The organism is Dehalococcoidia bacterium, assembly GCA_021295915.1.
Lineage (GTDB): Bacteria > Chloroflexota > Dehalococcoidia > Lucifugimonadales > UBA1123 > VXRN01.
In genome coordinates this window covers 1-25,011 of sequence record JAGWBK010000017.1, presented here as the reverse complement: position 1 = coordinate 25,011, position 25,011 = coordinate 1, and the positions used below count along the sequence as shown (strand labels likewise).

Annotated in this window: 23 protein-coding genes; 12 read left to right on the top strand and 11 right to left on the bottom strand. The window is 59.4% G+C overall.

The window, feature by feature from the left end; genetic code table 11:
* Nucleotides 1–20: 20 nt before the first annotated feature.
* Nucleotides 21–2,474: a hypothetical protein gene (locus tag J4G14_06775; protein MCE2457504.1), complete on the bottom strand. Its 2,454-nt coding sequence runs from the start codon at nt 2,472–2,474 to the stop codon at nt 21–23.
* 277 nt (nt 2,475–2,751) lie between these two features.
* On the opposite strand from J4G14_06775, the gene ftsY reads away from it, so the two are divergent.
* Together ftsY and J4G14_06765 are read left to right on the top strand one after the other, a co-directional pair.
* The gene (gene ftsY / locus J4G14_06770) at nt 2,752–3,696 is read left to right on the top strand and encodes a signal recognition particle-docking protein FtsY (GenBank protein ID MCE2457503.1); all 945 of its coding nucleotides are present in this window, start codon (nt 2,752–2,754) and stop codon (nt 3,694–3,696) included.
* 84 nt (nt 3,697–3,780) lie between these two features.
* On the top strand, nt 3,781–4,584 hold the full coding sequence (locus tag J4G14_06765; protein ID MCE2457502.1) for an alpha/beta hydrolase: 804 nt from the start codon (nt 3,781–3,783) through the stop codon (nt 4,582–4,584).
* Between the two features lie 189 nt (nt 4,585–4,773).
* On the opposite strand, the gene J4G14_06760 is transcribed toward J4G14_06765, so the two are convergent.
* The 3 genes from J4G14_06760 to J4G14_06750 all read right to left on the bottom strand — a co-directional run bounded on the left by J4G14_06760 (nt 4,774) and on the right by J4G14_06750 (nt 7,847).
* Nucleotides 4,774–4,989, bottom strand: coding sequence for a type II toxin-antitoxin system HicB family antitoxin (locus J4G14_06760; protein MCE2457501.1), 216 nt, complete (start codon nt 4,987–4,989; stop codon nt 4,774–4,776).
* Nucleotides 4,990–5,069: 80 nt separating this feature from the next.
* Nucleotides 5,070–6,074: a C-terminal binding protein gene (locus J4G14_06755; protein ID MCE2457500.1), complete on the bottom strand. Its 1,005-nt coding sequence runs from the start codon at nt 6,072–6,074 to the stop codon at nt 5,070–5,072.
* Nucleotides 6,075–6,179: 105 nt separating this feature from the next.
* On the bottom strand, nt 6,180–7,847 hold the full coding sequence (locus tag J4G14_06750; GenBank protein ID MCE2457499.1) for a DUF4445 domain-containing protein: 1,668 nt from the start codon (nt 7,845–7,847) through the stop codon (nt 6,180–6,182).
* A gap of 90 nt (nt 7,848–7,937) precedes the next feature.
* Here J4G14_06750 and J4G14_06745 point away from each other — a divergent pair, with 90 nt between their 5' ends.
* Complete coding sequence (locus J4G14_06745) at nt 7,938–9,359, top strand: AAA family ATPase (GenBank protein MCE2457498.1); 1,422 nt, start codon at nt 7,938–7,940, stop codon at nt 9,357–9,359.
* 5 nt (nt 9,360–9,364) lie between these two features.
* Entirely contained in the window at nt 9,365–10,039 is a 675-nt protein-coding gene (locus J4G14_06740; protein MCE2457497.1) for an HNH endonuclease, read from the top strand.
* Here the strand turns inward: J4G14_06740 and J4G14_06735 are convergent.
* The 4 genes from J4G14_06735 to J4G14_06720 are packed head-to-tail and all read right to left on the bottom strand — an operon-like array spanning nt 10,033 to nt 12,918.
* Nucleotides 10,033–10,227 carry a hypothetical protein gene (locus J4G14_06735; protein ID MCE2457496.1) on the bottom strand — a complete coding sequence of 65 codons (195 nt, stop codon included), beginning with the start codon at nt 10,225–10,227 and terminating at the stop codon, nt 10,033–10,035. The genes J4G14_06740 and J4G14_06735 overlap by 7 nt on opposite strands.
* Before the next feature lie 12 nt (nt 10,228–10,239).
* Nucleotides 10,240–11,796, bottom strand: a complete 1,557-nt coding sequence (mftG, locus tag J4G14_06730; protein ID MCE2457495.1) for a mycofactocin system GMC family oxidoreductase MftG — start codon at nt 11,794–11,796, stop codon at nt 10,240–10,242.
* Nucleotides 11,793–12,629 carry an alpha/beta hydrolase gene (locus tag J4G14_06725; protein ID MCE2457494.1) on the bottom strand — a complete coding sequence of 279 codons (837 nt, stop codon included), beginning with the start codon at nt 12,627–12,629 and terminating at the stop codon, nt 11,793–11,795. Before J4G14_06725 ends, mftG begins: the two co-directional genes overlap by 4 nt.
* Before the next feature lies 1 nt (nt 12,630).
* Nucleotides 12,631–12,918, bottom strand: coding sequence for a hypothetical protein (locus J4G14_06720; protein ID MCE2457493.1), 288 nt, complete (start codon nt 12,916–12,918; stop codon nt 12,631–12,633).
* Nucleotides 12,919–13,229: 311 nt separating this feature from the next.
* Between J4G14_06720 and J4G14_06715 the strand changes: the two genes are divergently transcribed.
* The 5 genes from J4G14_06715 to J4G14_06695 all read left to right on the top strand — a co-directional run bounded on the left by J4G14_06715 (nt 13,230) and on the right by J4G14_06695 (nt 18,507).
* Nucleotides 13,230–13,685, top strand: coding sequence for an Lrp/AsnC family transcriptional regulator (locus J4G14_06715; GenBank protein MCE2457492.1), 456 nt, complete (start codon nt 13,230–13,232; stop codon nt 13,683–13,685).
* A gap of 105 nt (nt 13,686–13,790) precedes the next feature.
* Complete coding sequence (locus J4G14_06710) at nt 13,791–14,615, top strand: GreA/GreB family elongation factor (protein ID MCE2457491.1); 825 nt, start codon at nt 13,791–13,793, stop codon at nt 14,613–14,615.
* Between the two features lie 245 nt (nt 14,616–14,860).
* Nucleotides 14,861–17,728: an anaerobic glycerol-3-phosphate dehydrogenase subunit C gene (locus J4G14_06705; GenBank protein ID MCE2457490.1), complete on the top strand. Its 2,868-nt coding sequence runs from the start codon at nt 14,861–14,863 to the stop codon at nt 17,726–17,728.
* A gap of 54 nt (nt 17,729–17,782) precedes the next feature.
* Nucleotides 17,783–18,112 carry a hypothetical protein gene (locus J4G14_06700; GenBank protein ID MCE2457489.1) on the top strand — a complete coding sequence of 110 codons (330 nt, stop codon included), beginning with the start codon at nt 17,783–17,785 and terminating at the stop codon, nt 18,110–18,112.
* Nucleotides 18,109–18,507, top strand: a complete 399-nt coding sequence (locus J4G14_06695) for a PIN domain-containing protein (GenBank protein ID MCE2457488.1) — start codon at nt 18,109–18,111, stop codon at nt 18,505–18,507. Before J4G14_06700 ends, J4G14_06695 begins: the two co-directional genes overlap by 4 nt.
* 59 nt (nt 18,508–18,566) lie before the next feature.
* On the opposite strand, the gene J4G14_06690 is transcribed toward J4G14_06695, so the two are convergent.
* Together J4G14_06690 and J4G14_06685 are read right to left on the bottom strand one after the other, a co-directional pair.
* Nucleotides 18,567–20,168, bottom strand: coding sequence for an FAD-binding oxidoreductase (locus J4G14_06690; protein ID MCE2457487.1), 1,602 nt, complete (start codon nt 20,166–20,168; stop codon nt 18,567–18,569).
* Between the two features lie 407 nt (nt 20,169–20,575).
* Entirely contained in the window at nt 20,576–21,751 is a 1,176-nt protein-coding gene (locus J4G14_06685) for an MFS transporter (GenBank protein MCE2457486.1), read from the bottom strand.
* 410 nt (nt 21,752–22,161) lie between these two features.
* On the opposite strand from J4G14_06685, the gene J4G14_06680 reads away from it, so the two are divergent.
* Nucleotides 22,162–23,166 (top strand): dipeptidase, encoded by a 1,005-nt coding sequence (locus J4G14_06680; GenBank protein ID MCE2457485.1) that lies wholly within the window; start codon nt 22,162–22,164, stop codon nt 23,164–23,166.
* Between the two features lie 213 nt (nt 23,167–23,379).
* Here the strand turns inward: J4G14_06680 and J4G14_06675 are convergent, their stop codons facing one another.
* Nucleotides 23,380–24,159 carry an alpha/beta hydrolase gene (locus J4G14_06675; protein ID MCE2457484.1) on the bottom strand — a complete coding sequence of 260 codons (780 nt, stop codon included), beginning with the start codon at nt 24,157–24,159 and terminating at the stop codon, nt 23,380–23,382.
* 91 nt (nt 24,160–24,250) lie between these two features.
* Between J4G14_06675 and J4G14_06670 the strand changes: the two genes are divergently transcribed.
* Nucleotides 24,251–24,475: a hypothetical protein gene (locus J4G14_06670; protein ID MCE2457483.1), complete on the top strand. Its 225-nt coding sequence runs from the start codon at nt 24,251–24,253 to the stop codon at nt 24,473–24,475.
* The gene (locus tag J4G14_06665; protein ID MCE2457482.1) at nt 24,465–24,884 is read left to right on the top strand and encodes a PIN domain-containing protein; all 420 of its coding nucleotides are present in this window, start codon (nt 24,465–24,467) and stop codon (nt 24,882–24,884) included. The genes J4G14_06670 and J4G14_06665 overlap by 11 nt, the downstream gene beginning before the upstream one ends.
* Nucleotides 24,885–25,011: the final 127 nt, after the last annotated feature.

Here is a 25,011-nt window from a genome sequence, read left to right as displayed (position 1 = left end):
GGCAGGTTTGAAACCTGCCCCTACTCGCGCATCTTGTATATGGTCACGTCGCCCTGCTGGAAGATCGTATCCATGAATTCGGGGAATTTGGCCAGGCCAGATCCGTCGTGAGTGAGTCGCTCGTGCGGCCCAACGTACACATAATTTACGTCGTATTTCTGCAACAGGTTTCGGGCCTGATCGGGATCGGTGGTCGTGTAGATGGCGGCGACATCGCTCTGGCGACCGCCGATAGCTTCGTTCGAGCCTCGCCACTGGATCTCGTGACCGGGCCAGTTGAACACCGTGGGTACACCGGTGCTTCGGGAGATCAGTCCGGCCTCGAACCACTCTCCAACCGACTCCAGGATGGCGGCGTCTTCAGGAAGGTTGTTCTTGATGAAGTCTATTGCTGCGTACTCAGCAGGTCGGCTATTCGCTACATATGCGAGACCGTCCAGTGTCGGACTGGAGGCGAATCCTCCCTCCTCGACTTTGGTCGCGGAAGCGGCTGCCGGGTAGTAGAGGCCGCAAATCACAAGTGCAATTGCCGCTGCTGCCCAAACGGTGGTGAGTTTTCGTATACGACCGGTTAGGCTGTGTCTCAGGGACAGCCAGTAGTATATGGAGTAGCCGGAAACTGTGGCAAGAAGTACCCAAGCCTGGTAGTAGAGCTTGAACACGGTGTTCATGCGCTGCCTGGGATCGTCGAAGAAGTCGTCCACGTACATCAGCTCCGGGCCCATGATCAGCAGCAGCCCGAGAGATCCCAGGGCAAGCGCAAAGGCTTTACCCGTTGGCCCGCGTAGCTTTGTCTCGTGGATGGCCGACCACACTGCCATTCCGATGAGCAGCGCCAGCGGGAGGACGTGGATGAATCGCCCTATGGGGCCCTCGGTCGGCGTCGGGGACTGCAACCTGACCAGCATCCATAGCAGGAACGGCAGGAACGAGATGGCGAGTGAAATCGCTGTCATTCGTCGCCAGTCCGGGCCGACGACAGTCTGCCAGAAACACGCAACTATGAACGGCACTACGAAGACCAGCAGGGTGCCCCAGACCAGGAAGAGGTGGAAGTAGCGGGACGAAGTAGAGACGGCTCCGATCCCCTGTACCGAGCTGGTGAACTCCAGGTAGTACGGTAGATACAGCACGAATGCGAGTGCGACCACGATCAGCGGGGTCTGTGCCACGGCGAGCCCCACCCGTTTCAGAACGGCCTCAGCACTCTCGCCACCGTCGCCAGCCGATTGGTCGTCCTTCTCTTTCGGCTGCCACTCACCCTCACCCCAGCCCTCTCCCGTCAAGGGAGAGGGAGCCTGTTCACTGGATGCGTCGATGGGCGGCCGGGCGTAGGCCTTGAGCGCGGCAACTCCGATCAGTAGAGCGGCATAGGTGGGCAGATCCCACATATTGGTGAAGGCCAGCCCGCCCAGAGAGACCGCCATAGCTCCGATCGTGGCGTATCCCCAGGGGCCAAGCCTGCGCAGGTCGGTTACTTCCGACCTGAAGAAGTTGAGCGCGAATCCGGCAGCAAGCAACGCGAACGGGATGGCCATGACGTGCGGGTGCAGGTCTCCCAGCATGAAGCTGAAGAACGGGAACTCGTGGATCGTGTAGTCGATCTCGATGCCGTCCACATAGGTGTTGATGACCCTTGTGGCCCTGAACCACCACCAGAACTCGTTAGGGTTCCAACTGTCCGTCGGTGCATCAGTCGGACCGTCGATGCCCTGTATTGCGAGCCAGTCGTAGAATCCCTGCGACCCGATGGCGTTCGCGTACATGAACTCGAGCACGCCCTCCAGGTTCGAGACAACGATCAGCAGAAGGCCGGCCCCAATGCCTGCAAATGCCGCGGTATCCAGGTAGCCCCTGTCGTACCTCACCATGCTGGCCACGAGGGACAGCACGGCCGCTGCAGCCATCGCCGGGATGAGCGCGAGTGACAGGTTGTAGGAGAAGTTTGAAGCTACGCCTGACAACTCACTGACGACTCCCATCATCCAGTAGCCGAAGTAGTAGTAGCTGATGGACTCGCCTCGCAGCCACGGGTCTTCAGGCTGGCCGAAGGTCGATTCCAGAGACGCGTTGAGGAACGCGAAGTCCATCGGCTGCTCGGTGTGGTTTATCGCCGGGTCGTAAGCTCGGAAAAGTACCCAACCCAGGAAGAAGGCGAGGAATACGATCTCGGTGATCGCTATCAGCCGCCACCTGCGTTTCAGGAACGCGGTCATCTCGTCCCGATGGAAGTAAACCAGCGCAGCCGACGAGGCCGCTACCAGGAGCACCAGCCCGAAAAGAGTTGCCCGGACGCTGGGGAGCAGGTGGACCACGCTCAGGATCCAGGCGACGTAGCCGATCAGCAGGATACCGAGGGGCTTGCTCAGCCCGTATCCCCTATCCGACAGCTTGGGCAGCAGGAAGTAGGCTAGTGGGAAGACCGCCAGCCCTATGATCTCTACAGTTATCAGCCAGAGGAGAACGTTCAACATAGCCAGACGCCATTATACGGGCGGTGGTTGGTTGGTACTAATCTGGCTGAGTGGTCGGCGGGATTTTCACCCTCACCCCAACCCTCTCCCTGAGGGAGAGGGGGTCTGTTGGTGGTACTCATGCCTCTCTGTGTACCTTACATCCCCTGTCAGCCCCCGAATCAAGTCCAGGGCAGGCTCTGAGGCAGAGGGACTGAATTATGCACTTGTGACGACTGTATGCAGGTGCTACTCTCACGTCGGTATTTGAACAGCTACGAAGGAGATTCATCCACACATGCTCAGGTTCCTCAGAAGGGGCGAGCGGGAAGACCGCGAGAGGACCAAGAGCGCTGTCCAGAGAACAGGACAGCGTTGGTTCAGGCGCATGACCGGTGTCTTCCAGCGAAGCGAGATAGACGATGACATGTGGGACGAGCTGGAGGAGATACTGATCTCCGCCGACGTGGGCGTATCCACGACGATGAAGCTGCTGGACGACCTGCGAGATGAGGTCCGCGATAACGGAATCACACGTCCTGAGGAGGCATTCGAGCTTCTGAAGGGCGCGATGATGGAGACGCTCACCGTGGACGGCACCGAGAGGGTCATGGAGGTTGATGAGTCGCCCCTGGTCATCCTGATGGTCGGCGTGAACGGCGTGGGCAAGACAACGGCGATCGCGCGACTGACGAAACTACATCTCGAAGAGGGGCACACAGTGCTGCTCGGCGCTGGGGATACGTTCAGGGCGGCGGCGATCGAGCAGCTTCAGACCTGGGGCGAAAGGCTCGGCGTGGACGTCATCGCGCACCGCCAGGGAGCCGACTCGGCGGCCGTGGCGTTCGACACGATCCAGGCGGCGCGATCTCGCGAAATCGACGTGGTCATCATAGACACGGCGGGACGACTGCATACGAGGTCCAACCTGATGACCGAGCTGCGCAAGATGCGAAACGTGATAGCCCGGCAGGGCGTCTCGCGCTCGCAGCGTGTCATCCTGGCCATGGATGCCACGACGGGTCAGAACGGTCTGATGCAGGCCAGGACGTTTGTCGAAGACATGCGCTGCGCCGGGGTCTTCCTGGCGAAGCTGGACGGGTCTGCCAAGGGAGGGGTGGTGCTGTCGATCACCGATGAACTTGGCCTGCCTGTGCTGTTCGTAGGCACGGGTGAGGAGCCGGATGACATGGCGGTCTTCGATCCGCGTGACTTCGTTGAGGGACTTTTCGAGCCAGCTTAAAGCTGGACATTTATCTGCGCTGCGCAAATTAACATCCACCGCGTTATGACGACCCACCCAGCAAATGAGAGGGAGAGCTAAAAAATGACCACTGCGCAACAGACTTGGACAAGCCGCAGCAGGGAGTTGGCTGGGATTCAGACCACTCTCGTGACCGGCGGGGATGGGGAACCGGTACTGGTGCTGCACGATGAGACAGGTCATCCCGGATGGCTGCAGTGGCACGAGTCGCTGGCGCAACACTTCAACCTCAACATCCCCATGATGCCTGGATACGGCGGCACGGCGCGTCTCGACTGGGCGATGTCCATGCGCGACATGACGGGATGGTACCTGGAGGCGCTGGACGATCTCGATATGGGGCAGATCAGCGTGATCGGATTCTCGCTCGGCGGGTGGCTGGCTGCGGAGCTCGCGACGATGGACCCAAGTCGTTTCAAGAAGCTGGTGCTCGTGTCTGCAGCGGGCGTGAGGCCGCCTGTGGGCGAGATCTTGGATATGTTCCTGGTTACGATGCCAGCGTTCCTGGAGGCCAGCGTAAAAGACAAGAACAGCGTGGAGGAGTTCTCCGTAGTCTCACCGGACGAGCCGACGCCTGATCTACAATTCGACTGGGAGGATGTCAGGGAGGTGGCGTGTATGCTCAGCTGGCGGCCATACATGCACAACCCGACGCTGCCGCAGATTCTGCATCGACTGAAGCGCGTGCCGACGCTGCTGGTGTGGGGTCGGGACGACGCTGTCATTCCGCTGAGCGCGGGACAGCGGTACAACGAGTCGATTCCAGGCTCGAGGCTGGCTGTGCTGGACGACTGCGGTCACAGGCCGGAGTTAGAAAAGCCCGGGGAGTTTGCGGAGGTAGTGAGGGGTTTCCTAGCTGAGGGGTAGGCTAACCTCCGATCACGGGCACAGACAACCTTTGGCAGATCTTTCGAGCCAGCTGGTTGGAGATTTCTGTGTGGCGCGGGACCGCTTCAACAACACCGGTATCGGGGTTGCACCAGAGCGAATGAGACCTACCCTCACGTTTCAGGTAGCAACCGTAGCGACGTAGGTGACGAATTAGCGATCGTCGCCTCACTCGATTGTGACCTTCTCCCGTATGGCGTCTTCTGGGACTCCTCGCAGGCCGTCTTCCCTGCGGTCCTCTAATATCAGACTGATCGCGTCTGCCAGGCTTTCCCTAGCTGCGTCCTTGTTTCTTCCCTGTCCATTGGCGCCGGGTATTTCCGGACAATAGGCGATGAACCAGTCTCCGTCTTTTTCTATGACGGCTGTGAATTCGTTTCTCATCATTCCAGTCCTTTCCAGCTACCCGAACAATAGCAGTTTCACCCTCCCGAATCACATTGAGCAAGTGAACGCGGCTAGTCTCACTTGAGGCTGTGCCTCGGGTTTGGGTGGTTGAGGACGGCTGGGTTTACGAGGTTGTCGGGCATGCGGCCGGTTAGAACGAAGGCGACTTCGCGGGCGGCGCGTTGCTCCAGCTCCAGAGTCGCCTCCTGGCTGAAGAAGGCCACGTGCGGTGTGATGATGATGTTGTCGAGTCCGAGCAGCGGGTGATCGTTGGCAGGATGGTTGTCGACCATGACGTCCAGTCCTGCGCCGGCTATGGAGCCGCTGGTGAGGGCGTTGTAGAGAGCATCTTCGTCGATCAGAGGGCCGCGGGCGCAGTTGATTAGGAACGACTCTGACTTCATCAAGTCAAGCTCGCGTGCGCCGATCATGTTTTCGGTCTCAGGGTTGAGCGGTGAGTGGAGCGACACGAAGTCTGATTCCCTAAGCAGGGTGTCGAGGTCCGACTTACGCGCTCCCTGGAGGGCGCACTGCTCGGCGGTCATGTACGGATCGTAGGCAAGCACGCGGAAGCCGAACGCCAGAGCCTTCTGGGCGGCGGCCTGGCCGATGCGTCCGAAGCCGACTACTCCCAGGGTCTTTCCCCTAAGGCGCATCATGCGCATGGTGAGCCCAACGCTCCCCCACCCGTCTCCCTTGACCGAGTTGTCGAAGACCGAGACCTTCCGGTTCCAGCCGAGCAGAAGGGCCATGACGTGGTCGGAGACCTCGTCAACGCAGTAGTCGGGCACGTAGGTAACAGCCATGCCGAGTTCGGTGGCGGTGTCGACGGCGATGTTGTCGACACCGACTCCGAACCTGCCCACGGCCACGCAGTTGGGGGCAGCCTGCAGCACTGCCGGGGTAACCTGCGCGAAGCAGGTCATGATGGCGTCGACGTCTCCGGCGAGGGACACGAGCGTGTCCTCGCTGCCGTCGGGAGCTACCACTGCGTCGGCGTCAGCCTCTTCCCTGAGGACGGTCTCCTCGGGCTCTGTAGTGGGCCATACGTAGTCAGTTATGAGGACTTTGAATTTTGGCACTTCAGACTCCTAGTTCACATTTCTTCACCCAGCATACCGACTGGATACCGGCCTTCGCCGGTATGACGGCTGTCGAGTTGACTCTTGGTTAAATCACCATTAGCTCTATAGAGCCATTGGCTTGAACATACACCCTTCGACGAAAATGTCGAAGAAGTCCGGGGTGGTCTCAAGCTCGATGTGCTCGACGGTTGATACAAGCTCCTCCATTCGGCGGCGTAGCCTTGAGGAGACGAGCATGATCGTCGCGCCTTCGAGGGCAGCGTTGCCCACCTTGTGTATGCGGTCAGACGACACGTTTGCTATGAACCCGACTGCGACCGCGTTATTCACGTTGACGTAGTTGGCGAACCCGCCTGCGAGGTACAGCTTCGAGATGGCATCGATGGGCAGTCCGTAGCTGCGCAGCACGATGAACTGCCCCGAGTAGTTGGCTGACTTTGCCTGGGCGAGCGCGGATATGTCCGCTCGCGAGAGGGACATGCGCTGTTCGGGAGCGAATACGAACTCGGAGTCGCCGTTCCTGAAAGCGCCGAGCTCGTTCATGAGGTCGTGGCGTCGGAGTTCGGCTAGAAGGTCGACGAGTCCAGAGCCGCAGATGCCCTGCACATCGGCCCCGCCTATGGTCTCAACCTCTACTGTCCCCGTGTATTCACCCTCACCCCAGCCCTCTCCCTCAAGGGAGAGGGGAGCTGTTGAGTTGAGAAGGCGGACAGACTCCACTGCGCCGTTGTAGCCGGGCATTCCGTGAGTGATCTGGCCTCCCTCGAATGCCGGTCCGGCGGGGCATGAGGCGGCCATCAGCCGGTTACGGTTGCCGATAACGACCTCGGTGTTGGTGCCGACGTCGACGAGCATGACGTCTTCGTCCTCCTCGTCGATTCCAACTGCGAGCAGGTCTGCAGCGACGTCAGCGCCGACGTGGCTGCCGATGAGTGGACCTCCGTAGACGTGAGCATCCGGGAAGACTCGCAATCCGGCCTCTCTGGCAGTCGTGGTCAGGGCTGTGGTACTGCGAATGCCGGAGCGATACTCGTCCTCAACAATCGACCTATATGGCTTCTCGCCTATGGGCTGGACATCTATGCCGAAGAACAGGTCGCGCATGGTGGAGTTGCCCACGATAACGACTTCGTAGATCTGCCTGCGGTGGAATCCGAGCGAGCGAGCCATGTCGCCGATCTCAAAGTTGATGGTCGACAGCATCACCTGCCGGAGCTCGCCGTTGAACTCGCCTCCGTCGTATGAGATGCGGTTCATGATGTCGCTGCCGCCGAAGCGCTGCGGGTTCTCGAACGAGGCCGTGTGGACGATGTCGCCGGTCTCGAGGTCAACGAGATTCATGGCGACCGTCGTGGTGCCGATGTCCACAGCGAGACCGTAGATGCGTCCGCGGTAGGAGTCGATGCGCTGTCCGTCGAAGACGACGGAGTCGCCGTCGCGCGAAGTCAGCGGATCGAGGTCGACCTGCCTTCGGACCGAGTGGGTGAGGATGCGGGGTTGTCTACGCAAAACGGCGAACTCGACATCCTCGTTCTCGTCGACCACGTGGGCCTGACAGGCCAGGCGATAGCTGCCTCTCAGAAAGCCTTCTGCTGGTGTGAGGGGGCTGAGGGCTTCGGCGCCGCGCTTGACCTCAACGATGCACTCGTGGCACTCGCCGGTGCGTCCGCATGAAGTGGGTACGCGGACACGGAGGTTGTCGGCGTAGTCGAAGATCGACCAGCCGGGAACTACGTCGAGCGCCTGCCCTGAGTGGTAGAGCGGAGACATGGCGGTATTGTAGCACTCGGTGCTTGAAGGCAGGCGGGGCTGTGGTCGATAACGACTACGCTGCCTTATAATTCGGAGCGGAGACCAACCATGCACATAACTGAGATGGACATAAAGGATACTCCGCCCTTCACGGAGGTGGTCGAACTGGACTTCGATGAACGGGTGAACCTGTTCATCGGGCCTAACGCCAGTGGCAAGAGTGCCCTCTTGCAAGAGATAGACATCGCTTTCAATCAAGATAGAAGTCCCCGTTCCCCATCTTCCTCTGTCTATTGGAACTCGAGCAAAATGATAATGAGGCCGATTGTCTTAGAGGGTTGTAACAGACGAGACCATGGGAGGGCCTGGAGCGATGTCAGCGACGTGTTGCTATTCACCAGTAAAGACTGGCCGACAAGGGAATCAGGAGTTTCAGGTGAATCCAGTAAGAAACCTCTAGTTGTGCATATAGGACCTGTTCGGACGGGCCTTCCCGAGCTTTACGCTGAGGAGACCCCAAGCGAAGATGACACGGAAGTCAGCAAGGTACTGAGCAGGCCGTTCTCCGGAGTGAACTTCAAGGACGCCAACGAGAAGATGTATCAGAAGTCGGCTATGATGTTTGAACAGGAGAAGGAGGAAGACGCGCCGCCAGAAGAACGCCGAGCATATCGCATCTTGGAAGTCCTCAAGACAGTTCACTCGTGCACCAGAGCCATCTGCTCAGAGGTGCTAACTGACGCATATCCACGAAACTACGTAACCGGGCTTGTTTTGGAAGACCTAGACTATCAACCTCTGGCCGATTTTGAGGAAGTCAACATCCATCGCTCGATGGGACTCACCACCATAGACAAGCCCAATTTCATCAACGTGAGACCGGAAGACAGGCCAACCCACTCCGAGGAGGTAGGGCAGGCCCCGTTGTATCTAGGCTTTCTCAGCTCTGGGACGCAGACGACATTCCTGTGGATCTACTGGCTGGCATACAAGATGCTGCACCATTACGAATTCGCCGACGGCTGGAAGGACAAGCCTGCCATTCTGCTAATCGACGAGATCGAGAACCACCTTCACCCAACGTGGCAGCGACGGGTGATTCCGGCTCTGCTGGAACATTTCCGGGGGCTACAGATTTTCGCCACTACGCACTCACCATTCGTCGTCGCGGGCTTGCGGACGGGACAGGTGCATCTGCTGGATAGGAACTCGGATGGGGTTGTCACAGCTAGCACCAATGAGCAGGACATCATCGGCTGGACTACGGACGAGATTCTGCGCACGTTCATGGGTGTGGACGAGCCGACAGACGAGTTGACGATTCGACGCTCCAAGCGGCTGCGTGAACTACGTGGTAGAGAGTCTTTATCCGACGAGGAAAGGGAGGAGTTGGAGAACCTGCGCCAGCAGGTGAACGAGGACCTTCTTTCCAGCAGCAGCCCTCTCGAAGCTCAGCGTGAGCGCTACGCTGACATGATGCTCCGATTCATTCAGTCCCGCGAGTCGGAACTATCCCAAGACGGTGGCTAGCGGGTTTGCGTTGGATAGACAGGGGACCTGAACCCGACCGGGTTGAGGCGTATGCCCGTGAGTACACCCAAGGATGGGTTAGTTACTTCCCGGACAGGGTTGGGTCTCGTCCAACCGACTCTTTCTGGCGGGAGTTTCGCTCAAGACTGGGTGAGTGCTCATACGGGATGTGCTGGTACTGCGAGAGGCGCTGCGACTCGGCGGCTGAAGTCGGAGACCGCGCCGCTACACTCGACCACTTCAGGCCGCTCTCACGCTTCCCTAGTCTGGCCTACGATTGGTCCAATTGGGTCTTCAGTTGCCGAAGATGCAACGTTGACAATAAGCAGGATCTGTGGCCCGACAGCGGCTATGTCGATCCCGCCGCTGCCGATGTACTACAGAGACCAGAGCACTACTTCGACTACGACATGAGAACCCACGAGGTGGTTCCGAGGAACGACCTGACCGGGAATGAACGTCAGAGGGCATTTGACACCATCCATGACTTGGGACTGAACAAGATAGACGTGATCTTCTATCGCGGACGCTGGATAAGGCAGCTTGCCGAAGACTTACGAAGCCTCCCTGCGGAGGAACGTCTCGCGCTCGTCGAGTCTCTTGAAAGCTACCCGAGTGAATTCTTGGGCACAACCCGAATGGTTTTGGCTCAACTGCACGAGGCCGGCGAAATTCAGTAGGTCCTAACGACCACCTTGTAGCGGCGCATGGAGCATGTGGGACGCATCTCTTCGAAGGCGATGACATCGCCGAGGTCGATTCGGGCGCCGACTTCTGGGGGCTGGCTGTTGTAAACCTGTCCCATGGGGGCGCCGTCCTCGTCGTAGAGGAACCATGCGGTGGTGGGCAGGCAGGTGTTGGCAGTCATGGACTGGTCTGCTCAGGCGTTCTCGATAATGAAGTCCGCCACGCGCTCGCCGATCATGATTGACGTGGCGTTTGTGTTGGCTCGTATGCAGTCGGGCATTATGGAGGCGTCGGCCACGCGAAGGCCCTCCAGTCCGTAGACTCGCCCTCGCTGGTCGACGACGGCCATGCGGTCGGAGTCCGGTCCCATCTTGCAGGTGCCGGAGATATGGTGGCTTGTGCGGACGTTTCTGAGCATCCAGTCGTCGAGGGCATCGTCGGAGGCGAGGTCGGCCTCTGTTGGATCGACCAACTCCTCGATCAGCTTCGCCATGGGGCCCTGTTTGGCGATGTCCTGACAGATATGGACGGACTCTCTCATGCGGTCAAGGTCGAACTGCGTGGAGAGCAGGTTGTAGTCGAGGTAGGGCTGAACGTGAGGACTGTTGTTGCGCAGTCTCATCTCGCCGGCGGCTTCGGCCAGGTAGATGGCGGCGATCATGCCGACGCCAACCGGCTCTCTGTCCCAGTCGGTGTATATCTTGCTGTCCGAGGCGCGGGAGAACGGGTGTATCAGCATGTCGTTTCTAAGTGGCGAGCCGGTGGCGGTGTACCTCAGAACGAACTGTATCCGGGGGGCGAACTCCTCCTGGTCGAATCCAGAGACGGTGCGCCACACGATTTGGATCTGCGGGTGGTCGCGGAGGTTCTGGCCCACTCCGGGGGAGTCGCTAACCACCGGGACCCCAACTTCGGCGAGATGACCGGCCGGGCCGACGCCTGACAGCATCAGCAGATGTGGGGATCCTATGGCGCCGGCGGACAGGATGATCTCGTCTCCGAGAACGGTCCGTACCTCGCCGTCGACCTCGACATCCACCCCGATGGCCCTGTTGCCGTTGAACGCCACGTGGTGGGCGAGCGCGTCAGGCAGAATCGTGAGATTGGGCCTGTCGCGGGCCGGGTTGAGGTAGCCCAGCGCAGTGCTCCAGCGTATCCGGTTGGGGTTGTTGAATGGGCAGGGGCCGATTCCGGTGGAGTCTGGGTCGTTGTGGTCCGGGCAGTCGGCGAAGCCGTAGTCTCTGCACGCCTGGTACCAGGCCGTCTGATCCGGCAGCATATCTTCTGATGGGTACCTTCGGACGATGATGGGCCCGTCGCCTCCGTGGAAGTCGTCTGAGAAATCGGTGTCCGTCTCTATCCTGCGGAAGTACGGGAGCAGCTTCTCGAATGTCCACTCATCGTTGCCACTGGATGCCCAGTCGTCGTAGTCCTCGGGTACGCCGCGGAGGAAGATCTGGGCGTTGACTGCTGACGATCCTCCCGTGGCCTTGCCCCTGGGCACGATCATGGGCGTCGCACGGTCGGATGACTTCGCTATGAAGTACCAGCGGTGATCGCTGGCCAAGAGCTGCTGCTCGGTAACGCCGTGGCCGAAGCCGTATTTGATGTCGGGTGGAAGGTCGTCGAGAGTGGGGTAGTCGGGGCCTGCCTCTATCAGCAGCACGGAGTTTTCGGGGTCCTCTGTAAGGCGGGCGGCGAGTACTGCGCCGGCGGAGCCAGCGCCTACGATGATGTAGTCGTACTTCATGAGGACAGGAACTCTCTCACGGCTGCCTCGAAGTCGGCAGGCTTGTCCTGGGGGACCGAGTGACCTGAGCCCGCAATCGTGGCCAGTTCGCAGTCGGGGATGGCCGTTCTCATGGACTCGGCGACTTCAACGGAGAGCACATCGCTTACGCCGCCCCTGACAATCAGCGTGGGACACTGAATCTCCTTGATCGTCTCTGAGAGGTCGTCAGGCTTCCAGTTCAGAGCAACATCCCTGGTGCACTTCGGAGTCCACCGGCCGTCGTCGGTGCGTTTAAGGTTGTGCCGGACTCGATACTTGATGACCTCCGGGTCTGCGATCGGGTTGGACTCCACGGCGTCAGCGTACGCCTCGTCGAGAGTATCGAAGTCCTGATAGAGCGGGTCCCATCTGGCCTGCCTTTCCGGGTCCCGCAAGGAAGGAAGTGATGGGCCTATGTCAACGGGCACCAGTCTGTCGACCATCTCGGGATGGCGGCTCGCGAAGTCGAGTGCGTTGTGGGCCCCCATGGACAATCCGATCAGCGTAAATCGGCTAATGCCCCAGTGGCGAGCGAGTTCCCTTACGTCTTCAACGAAATCTTCAGTGTTGTATTGAGGGGGGTCGGCCCAGCCCGTATCGCCGTGACCGCGCTGGTCGAGAGCAAATATGTGGTACTCGTCCTTCAATGAGTTGGCGAACAGGTCCCACGTGTGGGCGTGGCCAGTCAAGCCGTGGAGGAGCACCATGGGGGGTGAGTTGGGGTCGCCCCACTCCAGGAAGCTGAACTCGAGTCCCCGCAGAGTTGCCTTGCCCGGCCGATAGCCTTCTAGCTGATCCAGATTCATAGTCATGCTAGTCGACCGCGTCGAAGCGTTCGGATTCGGCAGGTCGGGACCACATCTCGTCCGCGCCGGCCATGGTCTCGACCCTGGCGGGACTCGCGCGCCACGAGTCGTAAATCTCGTTGCTATCCCACATGACCAGGGTGGTGATCTTAGTGGGATCGGAGAGGGATATCAGGGTTGTCCTGCTCACGAATCCGGGATGCCTGCTCTGGGCTTCGCCGTTGCCGTCGAGAAGTTTCCGCGCTGACTCGACGAGATCGGATTTCGCCCAGTGGTGTGTCAAGACGCCTATCATGAGATACCTCTTTCAGGTTTGTGCTCCAACGTGGAGGCGAGTTTAACAGTGGCAAAATGGCCGGTCAATTGAAATCCAGGCACGTGATTTGGTCGTTAGTTAAGAATCGATGAGACTGGGTGCATTTCCACAGACAATTGGCATTTACTACGTCTAAAACCATGCTAGAATTAAAAGGAATGCAGCTTCACCGTCCCAAAACGGGCCAATTAGAGGCATGGCGTCAACTGTCATTAACATCCTTTTATAGTGTATCCATCATTTACGAGGCAGCAATGTGTGCGAATCGGTCTATGGAGGAGATTTCTAGCATGGATAGGCTCGACGTGCGAATTGTCGCTCATCTCCAGAAGGACGGGACATCTACAAACGCGGGGATAGCCCGAAAGGTGGGAGTGAGCGAAGAGACAGTGAGACGCAGGCTCAAAAGGCTTATGCAGGACAACTACATAAAGGTGGTCGCGATTCCCGACGCCCGCAAGATTGGCTACGAGTCCCAGGTCCTGGTGGGCCTCCAGGTCGATGCCGATAAAGTGGATGCTGTGGCGGACGCGCTGGCAGACATGTCGGCGGTGTCATGGGTCTCAGTCACGACCGGGTCATTCGACATTTTCGTCTACGCGACCCTGAAGTCCTCTACGGAACTGAGCGAGTTCCTGAGGCACGGTGTAGGGAAGATCCCGGGTGTCAGAAAGATGGAGACATTCATCAACCTGGGTTCCAGAAAGCAGGAGCATGGGCTCAATATGGAGTCCGTAATCGTATAACTTATCTTTATTGTGAGATAAGTGTTACGAATCGGCGCTGTTTGACAGCGCCTTTTCGTTTTACGTAGTATTTGCATGTGAACTTGTGTCGGGGGTGACGGGCCATTGGCGCCGAATGGACACACTACCCTCATCCAGGCGTTTGGACAGTATGTCTCCAAACACGTCGTGTCGATGAAGGGTGATAAGGCTGAGACTAGCAAAGAACTTCAACGATTTGTTCAATGGTGCGGGCCCCAGAAGTCGATGGTGGACGTAACTCCCTCGATGATTGGGGACTACGTGGAGAGGGTCATAGGATCCGGCACCACGCCACAGGCACCTGAGAGACTCCAGGCGGTAAGGCAGTTCCTGTCTTTCGCCCACAAAGAGAAGATCATCGAACGCAAACTTGCCCAGCACGTTCGTGTGCGCAGGGCAAGGCCACGACATGGGACGGGATCGCTCCAGGAAGAGTCCCAAATCCAGTTGACCGCCGAGGGCCACGAGGAGCTTGTCACAGAGCTTGAGACGCTCAAGGCACGACGTCCCGAACTTTCTGAGGCGATTCGCCTGGCTGCCGCCGACAAGGATGTCCGAGAGAACGCTCCCCTGGAAGCTGCCCGAGAAGACTCGGGAAGAGTCGAGGGGCGAATAAGCGAGATCGAGCAGACGCTCAATCACGCGGTTGTCGTGGACGCCGCTGCCATCGCCAGGTCGCGAGTGGTGAACCTCGGTGCAGTGGTATCGGTGCAGGATGTCTCACCAGGACGCAGATCGGCGCAGCCTGCCGACTACACCGTAGTGAGCGCGTCAGAGGTGAAGCCTCCAGAGAAGATCTCCAATGTCTCGCCCCTGGGTAAGGCGCTGTTGGGCAGAGCAGTGGGTCACGAGGTGGAAGTCAAGACACCGCGTGGAATGATGAAGTACAAGATCCTCGGTATCTCCTGACCCGCATTACATACGTGAACACCATGAGGGCTGCGATTCGCAGCCCTTTTCATTTTCAGAGCACTCAACGCCTGAAGGCGAGGTGTGTCCTTGTTCAGATGTCGAGCTGAGAGGGCATTCGTGTATCATATCGTGACTGTGAGCTTGACTAGCTAAAGCCCCGGCGACGTCGATTCAAGGCCCAAGATTCCACAACAGAGGAAGTGCAAATGGCAACGCAGGTGACCGAGTCCGATACCAGGGAGATGGTCCACGACCTTAACAGGCTGGTCTCGGGCGAAGTGCGGTTCGACAAGATGAGTCGCATCCTGTACTCGACGGATGCCAGTATCTACGAGATCGAACCTGTCGGGGTCGTTCTGCCGAAGAACGCCGAAGACGTCATCGCAGTTGTCGAGACGGCCAGCAAGTACGGCGTGTCCGTGCTTCCGAGGGGCGGCGGGACAAGTCTCGGCGGTCAGACGGTGGGGCACTCGATCGTCATGGACTTCTCGAAGTACATGAACAGCGTTATCGAGCTGAACCAGGAGGAGAAGTGGGTGCGCACCCAGCCTGGGATAGTGCTGGACGTGCTGAACCACCACATCCGCGACAGTGGGCTGCTATTCGCGCCCGACCCTTCCACGTCCAACCGGGGCAACGTCGGTGGTGCGCTGGGCAACAACTCCTGCGGCGCGCACTCGATCATGTGGGGTAAGACCGTCGATAACGTCCATGAGCTCGACGTCGTGCTGTCCAACGGGCAGGCTGCGAGGCTCGGTGCGATGGACGGTTCCCAGCTAGAGACCATGATGAGATCGGAAGGTCTCGAAGGAGACATCCACCGGAGGCTATTCGAGATCGGAGAGGCGAACAGGGACGAAATCATCGCGCGATACCCGAAGATCCAGAGGCGGGTGTCCGGGTACAACCTGGATGAGTTTGTGGGCGGAATGGGCTTCAACATGGCGAGGTTCGTTGTCGGGTCCGAAGGGACCCTCATGACGATCACGGAGGCGAAGCTCAACCTGGTGGACAGGCCCAAGGTGACAGGCCTCGGCGTGCTGCACTGCAACGACCTGATCGAGTCGATGGAGGCCACTGTCGCGGCGCTGGAGATGGAGCCTGCAGCCGTTGAGCTGATCGGGTCGATGATCATCCAACAGGCCAAATCGAACCTGGCTTACGCCCGCATCACAGACTTCATCGAGGGCGACCCAGAGGCGCTGCTGGCGATCGAGATTGCTGGAGACACCGAGCACGAGGTCAAGTCCAAGATGGACCATCTTGGCGACTCACTTGCAGGCCGCAACCTGGGCTACACGTTCCTCAAGTTGATGGATCCGGCTGACCAGGAGAAGGTGTGGGACGTGCGCAAGGCGGGTCTCGGGCTCATGATGAATGTGCCGGGAGACGCGAAACCACTGCCCTTCGTCGAGGACTGCGCTGTTGCGCCTGAGCACCTGCCGGACTTCGTGCGCAAGTTCGACGACATCGTCACGTCCAACGGCACTGAGGCCGGGTACTACGGACACGCGAGCGTCGGGTGCCTGCACATACGTCCCCTCATCAACCTGAAGGACCAGGAGGGCGTCGACCGGATGGTGAACATCGCCGAGGAGGTCGGCGACCTGGTGATGGAGTACGGCGGCTCCATGAGCGGCGAGCATGGTGACGGCCTGGTGCGGAGCTGGTTCAACCGCAAGATGTTCGGGGACCAGTTGTACGACGCGTTCCGCGAGGTCAAGCAGGCGTTCGATCCGGACGGGATCATGAATCCTGGCAAGATAGTCGACTCTCAACCCATGACCGAGAACCTGCGCATCGGCCCTGAGTACAAGCCTCTGCAGCCGATGACCGGTTTCGCGTTCCGGCAGGACGGCAGCTTTGCTCACAGCATCGAGATGTGCAATGGACAGGGCGCGTGCCGCAAGGTGCTGGGCGGGACGATGTGTCCCTCGTACATGGCCACGCGAGAGGAAGAGCACTCCACACGAGGTCGCGCAAACGCGCTCAGATCGGCCATGTCCGGCGCGTTGCCGGCATCGGCGCTGACTGACAAGCGGCTGTACGACGTGCTCGACCTGTGTCTCGAGTGCAAGGGCTGCTCAGCGGAGTGTCCATCCAACGTGGACATGGCCAAGCTCAAGTACGAGTTCCTCAACCAGTACCACAAGGCAAACGGGTTTTCGGCACGCCACCAGTTCTTCGGCAACATCGCCACGTTCAGCAAGATCGGAACATTCTTCGCGCCCATGTCGAACTGGATTAACAACCTGGGCCTGACGCGACGGATGATGGAGGCCAACGTCGGCATAGACAGGCGTCGTGAGCTCCCGCCATTCGCCAACCAGACGTTCGAGCAGTGGTTCAAGGCACGAGGCGGATCGCCCGTGTCAGCCTCGAAGATTGGGCAGGTCGTGCTGTTCCCGGACACGTTCACCAACTACAACCACCCCGAACTCGGACGCGCGGCAGTCAAGGTCATGGAGGCGCTGGGCTACCAGGTGATCCTGCCCCAGGTTAGGTGCTGCGGGCGGCCGATGCTGTCCAAGGGAATGATGGACAAGGCGCAGGAGAACGCGCGGTACAACGTGGAGCAGGTACACGGCTACGTCGAAGCCGGCGCGAAGCTGGTGGGAATCGAGCCGAGCTGCATCCTCAGCTTCTCAGACGACTACACGGACCTCAACGGCGTGGATGAGGCCAAGGCAAACGCCATCGCCAAGAACACAATGCTGATAGAGGAGTTCGTCGAGCACGCACTGGAGCAGGGGGCGACGCTGGATCTGGACGGCTCGAAGCTACCAGACAGGGTCCTGTTCCAGGGGCACTGTCACCAGAAGGCGCTGGTCGGCACTCGAGCGGCGATGAGTTTGCTCAACTCGCTGGACGGCGTGGAGGCCACGGAGATCAACTCCGGTTGCTGCGGCATGGCAGGCAGCTTCGGGTACGAGACTGAACACTACGATATCTCGATGCAGATAGGCGAGATGTCGCTGTTCCCGGCGATCCGCGAGCAGGCGGGCGAGTTCACGGTCGTGGCTGAGGGTATCTCCTGTCGTCAGCAGATTGCGCAGGGCACCGACAAGCGAGCGAAGCACCTGGTGGAGTTGCTGGCGGAGGGGCTGTAGGGGGTGTAGTACACTAACAAGTGAACGCATTCTGTGATCAGAGGTTCTTCAACTATGCAGCAAGACACTGAGACTGACCTCGACCAGTTCCACGACGATTCAGTGTGGTTTGAGGAACACTACGACGAGTTGGTGGCGAAGTATCCGGGCCAGTGGGTTGCCATACACAGCGAGAAGCTGGTGGCGGCTTCTCATAACCTGAGAGACCTCATAGCCAATATGAAGGCTAGCCAACGGCCCTTCGATGACATCTACTTCAAGTTCGTACCTAGTAACCCACAGAGCTCTGGCCTATCAGACCTGTACGGCATCTGGGAAGACATGGACATCACTGAAGAAGACATAGAAGCGTCCCGTCTCAAGTTCAAGACAGTCCAGTATTGATTTACCTGCTGGACGCCAGCGCTCTGATCAGGTATCTGACCAGAAGCCTGTCGCTGTCTCCTTTGGCAAAGGACGTCATCGACGCCCCAGGGGCGGGCAACCAATTGGCAATCCCGACGATAGCCCTTGTTGAAGCGTGGGATATGGCTCGCAAGCAGCGGCGAGACTTCGTTCCATTCAGCCTCACAAGAGATTCAATTCAATCCAGAAACATGATCGTGGAGAACCTCACGCTGGCGATCGTTGACAGACTCCCCAACGAGTGGGGAGATTCTCACGACATGATTATTCTGGCGACAGCATTGGAACTACAAGCCAGATACGGCGAGATCAACGTCATATCCAGCGACCGCAAGATGAGGTTCGATCAATCACTAGTTCCGTGTCTGTGGTAGCACTCACAACACTAGTTTCCAATTAGCCCCTGTTTCCTGGTTTCTTTCTCTTGCCCATTTCACGCGTCTATGAGGACGCCGGGGTTTAGGATTCCTTTGGGGTCGAGGGACTTCTTGGCTGCTCTGAGGGCTGTGGCGAAAACGTCTGGTCGCTCCTGGTCGTACCATGGACGGTGGACCCTGCCGACTGCGTGGTGATGGGTGATGGTGCCTCCGGCTTCGATGATGGCGTCTGAGGCGGCCTTCTTGATTGCCGCCTGCTGACCCTCGTAGTCGCCGCTCCTGTAGGCGCCGGCGTAGGTATAGTAGGGCGCGGAGCCGTCGGGATAGACGTGGGTGAAGCGGCAGTTGAGTGTTCCGCCGCCGCACGCTTCGTTCAGTGCCCTGCCCATCATGTCGCGTATGTGGGAATCGAGCTTGGGCCAGTTGTCCCAAGTCACGGCGGTCTCGACGGTGCCGGTCACGAGTCCGAGTCCGGAGGTCAGACCGCCTCCGACGTTGATGAAGGCGTTGCGCCATGCTCCGACCGCTCCGCTTCTGCCTGTTGGCCTGCCTGAGCCGTCGTCGATCAGGATTTCGTCGTCTGAAATAGTACCGCCCGCTGCTCGTGCAATCTCGACGGCTGTGCGAATGTTCCAGTCCTGTGGGAGCTCCGCGGACTCAAAGCCGACGATCAGCAGCGCGCGGACACCGTCCATACCGGCGGCGTCTTTCGCAAGCTCAGGATCGAGAACACGCAGATTTGCTGGCCACAGCTTGGTCTGGACGATCTGACGAGCGGCGTCATAGGTCTGCTCCCAAGTGTCGAAGACGACTCCGGCTGTCGCCCTGTACCTGGGCCGAACCTGGATGCGCATCCACGCCTCGGTGATTATTCCAAGGATGCCCTCGCTGCCGATAGCGAGACGATTGGGGTCAGGGCCTGCGCCTCCTCCGGGCAGTCGCCTGCTCTCCCACCAACCCGCTGGGGTCAGCATCCTCACCGACTCGACGAACTCGTCGATGTGGGTGTGGTTGGTCGCGTAGTGGCCGCCGGAGCGTGTGGCGATCCAGCCGCCGAGAGTTGAGCCGGTGAAGCTCTGCGGGTAGTGTCGGAGGGTGTAGCCGTGGGGCCTGAGCTGGTCTTCGAGGTGGGGGCCGAATACGCCGGCCTGGATGCGGGCAGCACGGGATGATTCGTCGATCTCCAGGACGCGGTCGAACTCGTCCATGTCTATCGTAACGACACCGTCTGCCTCGGGGGGCGTCACGCCTCCGACCACCGATGAGCCGCCGCCGAACGGGACCACGATGTGTCCCTCCGAGTCGCACCATTCCAGCACGCGCTCCAGCTCGGTCTCGTTGCGCGGATGGGCGACGACGTCAGTTGGGTTTGGGAAGCGGCCCAGGATCGCGGCCGGCTCTTTGTCGTCGGCGCTGTACGAGTGGAGGGCGCGCTCGTAGTTGTCGGTGCGGCAGAAGTCGGCGACAGCGTCGGGGATGCTGATGCAGGGAGGCCTGAGGTCCAGATCGTCGGCGCCAGGTATGGGTGGGGCGACGATCTCGGTGCCGAATCGCTCTGATAGCTGGGCGGCGTGCTGGGCGCGCTCGGCGTCTGTTGGCTCCTCGGACTGGAGACCCCAGGTCCAGAAGCTGCGGCGTGGTCTGTGTGTGGTGGTCATGTTATGTGTTCCTGCGGAATGGCTGGGAGAATGGTAGCTGCGGGGGTGTGAGGGGGCAAGGTTCTTTGGCTGTTCCAATAAGGGGTTCAATCACCAAGAAGCGAAATTGGACATTGGCGTTCCATCACCCTCACCCCAACCCTCTCCCATTAAGGGCTGACAGGGGTAGGTATTCGCAAACCGTCATTCCGGCGAAGGCCGGAACCCACGAAGTGGCTCGCCGCTCGGCAATCCAGGGGATGGGGATGTCCTTCGACAAGCTCAGAGCCCGTTCCGGACTTGATCCGGGAACGAACGAATTGCCAGTTTACCTACCCCTCTCAGCCCACCAATGGAGAGGGGTATGTTGGCTGGCGCACGTTTACCTACCCATATCTGGGAAGAGGGATCTTTCGTACCTTCGCCGATTACTGTCGGGCACGGATGCCGAAGGCGACTGGTATGGCAATGAGGGGGACGGCTGCGGCGAGGTAGAATGGGGCTCCGAGGTCGGCGAAAGCTCCGGACACGCCGCCGGACACGACGGCGCCGACGAACACCCCGAGCGAGTAGATGGCGTAGAAGATGCCGAACGCGGTGCCTCGCTGGGAACTGCCAGCCTGATCGGCGACCGAGGCACTGAGGGACGGGAACAGCATTCCGAATCCCAGTCCGAAGATGACCATGGCCGGGAACAACGCTGCGGCAGCCGCGCCCAGCGCAGCCAGCATCAGGCTGCTCACACCGAGGAAACCGAGACCGCAGACTATCGTGATTGCGCGAGACCTGGCGTCCATGACCCGGTGGAGAGGGCTTGCCATCAGGGCTGTCGCCACGAGGGAGAAGGTCGCAAACGCGATACCGGAGGTCCTTGCCGACCCACCCATCTCCTCGACGACGATTGGCAGGTAGTTGATGAGAACTCCGATCCCGAACGTCATCACCAGCACTGCCCAGAAGACCCTGAGAAGGACACCGTTGCGGGCAAGTGACGACACCTGCTGCCGGTCGTGTGACGGCTCACTTGAAGAGTGGTCCGTGCCCGGAACCAGAACCAGGAATGCCAGGGCTGCAACCAGCATGAGCGTCGCGCTGGTCACGAAAACGGCTTCGTAACCCAATTCCACACTGATCCATCCAGCAAGCAGAGGGCCTATGACAGCCGAGACTGCAATCAGCGACCCGCTCATGCCCATCGAGCGGACCCGCTGGCTCCTGGAGCGATCTCCGAGCATGGCGAAGGCTCCGGGGGCGAGGACGCCGGCGAACAGGCCGTGGAACGCTCTAAGCACGAGAAGCTGTACCGGGGTGTCCACGAAGGAGTAGGCGTAGAGCGAGGCGGCGGTCAAAATCATTCCGATGACGACGAGCCGCTTGCGGTCCATCCTGTCCAGCATCACGCCGGCTCCCAGGTTGCCCAGGAGGTTCGTCGCGGAGTACATGCCTACAGTCACGCCGATCATCGCCGCGGCTGCTCCGAGCGACCGCGCGTAGGTGGCGACCACGGGAAGCTGCATGAAGAGGTCCATGAATGCGACAAGAGCCACGGCACGGATGGTCCACAATGCCATGGAGCTGGACTGTGCCTGGACTTTAGAGGTCAAGTCGCGCTTTCCCGAGGTTCTCCAGATTAAGCACCATATTTTAGGGTATCAGGCATGGGGATGGGTAACGGCATAGTTGAGATGAGACTGTGTCAGTTTCGTAGGCAGTATCTTCACCCTAACCCTAACCTTAACCCTCTCACTCAGGGAGCTAACAGGGGTAGGGAAACTGACACTTCGTTCGTTCCCGGATCAAGTCCGGAACGGGCTCTGAGCTTGTCGAAGGACATACCCATCACCTGGATTCCGGCCTCCGCCGGAATGACGATCTGCGGATACCTACCCCTGCAAGTCCTCAGGGAGAGGGGACTCTAGTGAACTGGGCGGTTCGCGAACCGCCCCTACAGTGGGTCCTTCGTCTATAATCTCGCCGAGCGACCCTGAATTCACCACACGCAGGATTGAGGCTTATGTCTTCAGATAGAGAGACACCAGATGTCTATGAGCAGTCTGTCGTATTCGATGGACTGAACGTTAGCAACTGGGATAGCCCGGAGGTGTTCAGTAGCCTGGACACGGGACGGGTGACGGGCATCAACGCGACAATGGCGATCTGGGAGAACTTCCGCGAGGCCATGGACAACATGGCCGGGTGGGTGCACAGGTTCGAGACCTACCAGGACACCCTGATACAGGCGCGCACTGCGAACGACATCCTGCAGGCGAAGGAGCAGGGCAAGGTTGGCGTGGTGCTCGGGTGGCAGAACTCGTCGCCAATAGAGAATGACCTTAACCGACTCGCGCTGTTCCATGAGCTGGGCGTGAGGATCATCCAGATCACGTACAACGAGCGCAACCTTGTCGGCAACGGCTGCTACGAGCGCACGGACGAGGGTCTGAGCAGGTTCGGCCAGGACCTCGTCAGAGAGATGAACCGGCTCGGCGTCCTGATCGACCTGTCACACGTGGGCGATCAGACGACACTCGAGGCGGCTGAGCTGTCGGAACAGCCCGTGGCGTGCACTCACGCGAACGCGCGGGGATACTTCGAACATCCCCGGAACAAGACGGATGACGCTCTCAGGCTAATCGCAGAGCGAGGTGGTGTTATCGGAGCCAACGCGTTCCCGCCGTTTCTGCGCAACGGGTTCGAGTCGACGCTGAATGACTATGTGGACGCCATAGATGATCTCGTCGAGCGGGTCGGGATCGACCACGTGGGCATCGGTACCGACTACACGCAGAACCAGCCCAAGGCGTTCTTCGACTGGATCTTCTCGCAGCAGGGCACGAAGCTGATGGACGTGTCGGACGCCTATCCTGAGAACCTGCTGCACCCGACCGGCATGGAGACGCCGGACAGTCTTTCCAACGTGGCGAGCGAGCTGCAGCGTCGTGGATACCGCACCGAGGACATCACCAAGATTCTTGGTGGGAATTTCCTGAGGCTGTTCTCGCAGGTGTGGGGGGAGTAGGTAGTCACATTTCACTCTCCCCCCCTTATCGAGTACGGGACAGTTTCTGAGGGAGCACAGAGGGGAAGGTGTTCGAGGCTTTCCCCCTCACCCCAGCCCTCTCCCTCAGGGAGAGGGGGTATGTTGGATGACTTTCACGATTCCCGCGAGCTTCTGCCTAACCCTGTCAGCAGGACTGAAGCGAGTGGATAAGCCGGCTGGCTCCTGCTGGCGTTAGGCGCCGGGGGCGCTGGCCTGGGCGATGAATCTGCCGACCTCTAAGTTGAAGACGTCGGGGGTCTCGAAGTACACGGAGTGTCCACAGCCAGGCACTCTAATGAGCTCCGACCCGGGTATGTGCCTTGATGCTGCTTCGAGGACGTGCGGGGGCGTGAGATCGTCCTCTTCTCCCACGATGAACAGTGTTGGGACCTTCATGTTGGCAAGCTCAGCTCCTCTCGGCCCACCGCTGAGAACACCTGCGATCTGCGGCCTGGGAGGGTTGGTGCGCGAGACCTGCAGGTACAGGTTGGCCAGAGCTGGCTCTCGGACGCCAAAGCTCTGCGCGAGCGCCCGGAAGCCTATTTCACGGGTGGACGCCTGGCTCTCGCGCCAATCGTTCAGAGCCTGCTCGACATCGGGTTCACCCATTCCGCCGGTGGTATCGGCGAGTACGAGGCTACGCGTCCTCGTCGTGTGCTCGACGGCGAATCCAAGCGCGGTACGGCCTCCCATAGACTGAGCGACGAGGTGGGTCGACTCTATCTCCAGATGGTCGAGAAGCGCGGCGAGGTCGTCAACGAAGGACTTCATGCCGGGGCCGTCGGGAACGTCGTAGCTGTGTCCGAATCCCCTGTGGGAGAAGGTGATGCAGCGGTAGTTTGCGGAGAAGTAGGGGATCTGCTGCCACCAGGAGAGCAGGTTGCCGCCGGCTCCGTGGCAGAAGACGATGGCCTCGCCCTCTCCGTAGTCCTGGTAGTCGAGTTCGATTCCGTTGATGGGTGCGCGTGGCATTTAGAGGCTCCTCTGCTCTACTGGCATTCATTGGATCACACGAAGATAGTGTACACTACCAGTGTGAGTTGTTCCGTGGAGTGAGACTATTATGAAGAATATAACACTGAGCGCCGATGAGAACCTGATTGCCGATGCACGCAGGCGCGCCGCGGCGGAGAACACGACATTGAACGCGCAATTCCGACTTTGGCTTGAAGGCTACGTAGGGCGTGAACGGCAAGCTGCCAAGGCTATGGAGACAGTTCGTGAGCTTCAGGGGAAGCTACGTACAGGTGGACGCAAGTTCACACGGGAAGAAATGAATGAGCGCTGAGCATTTCCTGGACTCGAACATCCTAATCTATATGTTCGATGAGACAAATCCGAACAAACGTCATCGAGCGGAGATCCTAGTGAGAGACAGTCTGGCCAACATGACAGGCTGTATCAGCTATCAGGTAGTTCAAGAGACGCTGAACATACTCATAAGAAGGCTCAATGTAAGTACCCAGAGCGCGATGCAGCTGCTCGACGATATCCTGATTCCAATCTGGAGAATCAACCCTACCGCATCATTCTACAGAAGAGGCCTGGAAGTACAGAGTCGATATGGATTCAGCTATTACGACTCACTTATAGTAGCGGCCGCTCTGGAAGCTGGCTGCACGCGGCTGTACACGGAAGATCTCCAGCACGGTCAGCAAATTGAGCAGCTGACCATCGTAGACCCGTTTAGGGAGTGAGGTTCCAGTCACCCTAAGCTGTAACAACAGGCAGCCGACCTTAGGGAGGCAGCCTGTCTCAGAAGGCCGCAAATGGACTTGCCGGAGACCGGCATCGCGGCGAATTTACTCGCTATGGTCGAAAAGG

What these genes read in the sequence shown, in the direction of transcription:
- J4G14_06690 (MCE2457487.1), bottom strand. Translation starts at nt 20,168, where the DNA reads ATGACCACCACACACAGACCACGCCGCAGCTTCTGGACCTGGGGTCTC.
- J4G14_06760 (MCE2457501.1), bottom strand. Translation starts at nt 4,989, where the DNA reads ATGAGAAACGAATTCACAGCCGTCATAGAAAAAGACGGAGACTGGTTC.
- J4G14_06715 (MCE2457492.1), top strand. Translation starts at nt 13,230, where the DNA reads ATGGATAGGCTCGACGTGCGAATTGTCGCTCATCTCCAGAAGGACGGG.
- J4G14_06745 (MCE2457498.1), top strand. Translation starts at nt 7,938, where the DNA reads ATGCACATAACTGAGATGGACATAAAGGATACTCCGCCCTTCACGGAG.
- J4G14_06665 (MCE2457482.1), top strand. Translation starts at nt 24,465, where the DNA reads ATGAGCGCTGAGCATTTCCTGGACTCGAACATCCTAATCTATATGTTC.
- J4G14_06735 (MCE2457496.1), bottom strand. Translation starts at nt 10,227, where the DNA reads ATGACTGCCAACACCTGCCTGCCCACCACCGCATGGTTCCTCTACGAC.
- J4G14_06670 (MCE2457483.1), top strand. Translation starts at nt 24,251, where the DNA reads ATGAAGAATATAACACTGAGCGCCGATGAGAACCTGATTGCCGATGCA.
- J4G14_06700 (MCE2457489.1), top strand. Translation starts at nt 17,783, where the DNA reads ATGCAGCAAGACACTGAGACTGACCTCGACCAGTTCCACGACGATTCA.
- J4G14_06720 (MCE2457493.1), bottom strand. Translation starts at nt 12,918, where the DNA reads ATGATAGGCGTCTTGACACACCACTGGGCGAAATCCGATCTCGTCGAG.
- mftG (MCE2457495.1), bottom strand. Translation starts at nt 11,796, where the DNA reads ATGAAGTACGACTACATCATCGTAGGCGCTGGCTCCGCCGGCGCAGTA.
- J4G14_06675 (MCE2457484.1), bottom strand. Translation starts at nt 24,159, where the DNA reads ATGCCACGCGCACCCATCAACGGAATCGAACTCGACTACCAGGACTAC.
- J4G14_06765 (MCE2457502.1), top strand. Translation starts at nt 3,781, where the DNA reads ATGACCACTGCGCAACAGACTTGGACAAGCCGCAGCAGGGAGTTGGCT.
- J4G14_06775 (MCE2457504.1), bottom strand. Translation starts at nt 2,474, where the DNA reads ATGTTGAACGTTCTCCTCTGGCTGATAACTGTAGAGATCATAGGGCTG.
- J4G14_06680 (MCE2457485.1), top strand. Translation starts at nt 22,162, where the DNA reads ATGTCTTCAGATAGAGAGACACCAGATGTCTATGAGCAGTCTGTCGTA.
- J4G14_06750 (MCE2457499.1), bottom strand. Translation starts at nt 7,847, where the DNA reads ATGTCTCCGCTCTACCACTCAGGGCAGGCGCTCGACGTAGTTCCCGGC.
- ftsY (MCE2457503.1), top strand. Translation starts at nt 2,752, where the DNA reads ATGCTCAGGTTCCTCAGAAGGGGCGAGCGGGAAGACCGCGAGAGGACC.
- J4G14_06725 (MCE2457494.1), bottom strand. Translation starts at nt 12,629, where the DNA reads ATGACTATGAATCTGGATCAGCTAGAAGGCTATCGGCCGGGCAAGGCA.
- J4G14_06705 (MCE2457490.1), top strand. Translation starts at nt 14,861, where the DNA reads ATGGTCCACGACCTTAACAGGCTGGTCTCGGGCGAAGTGCGGTTCGAC.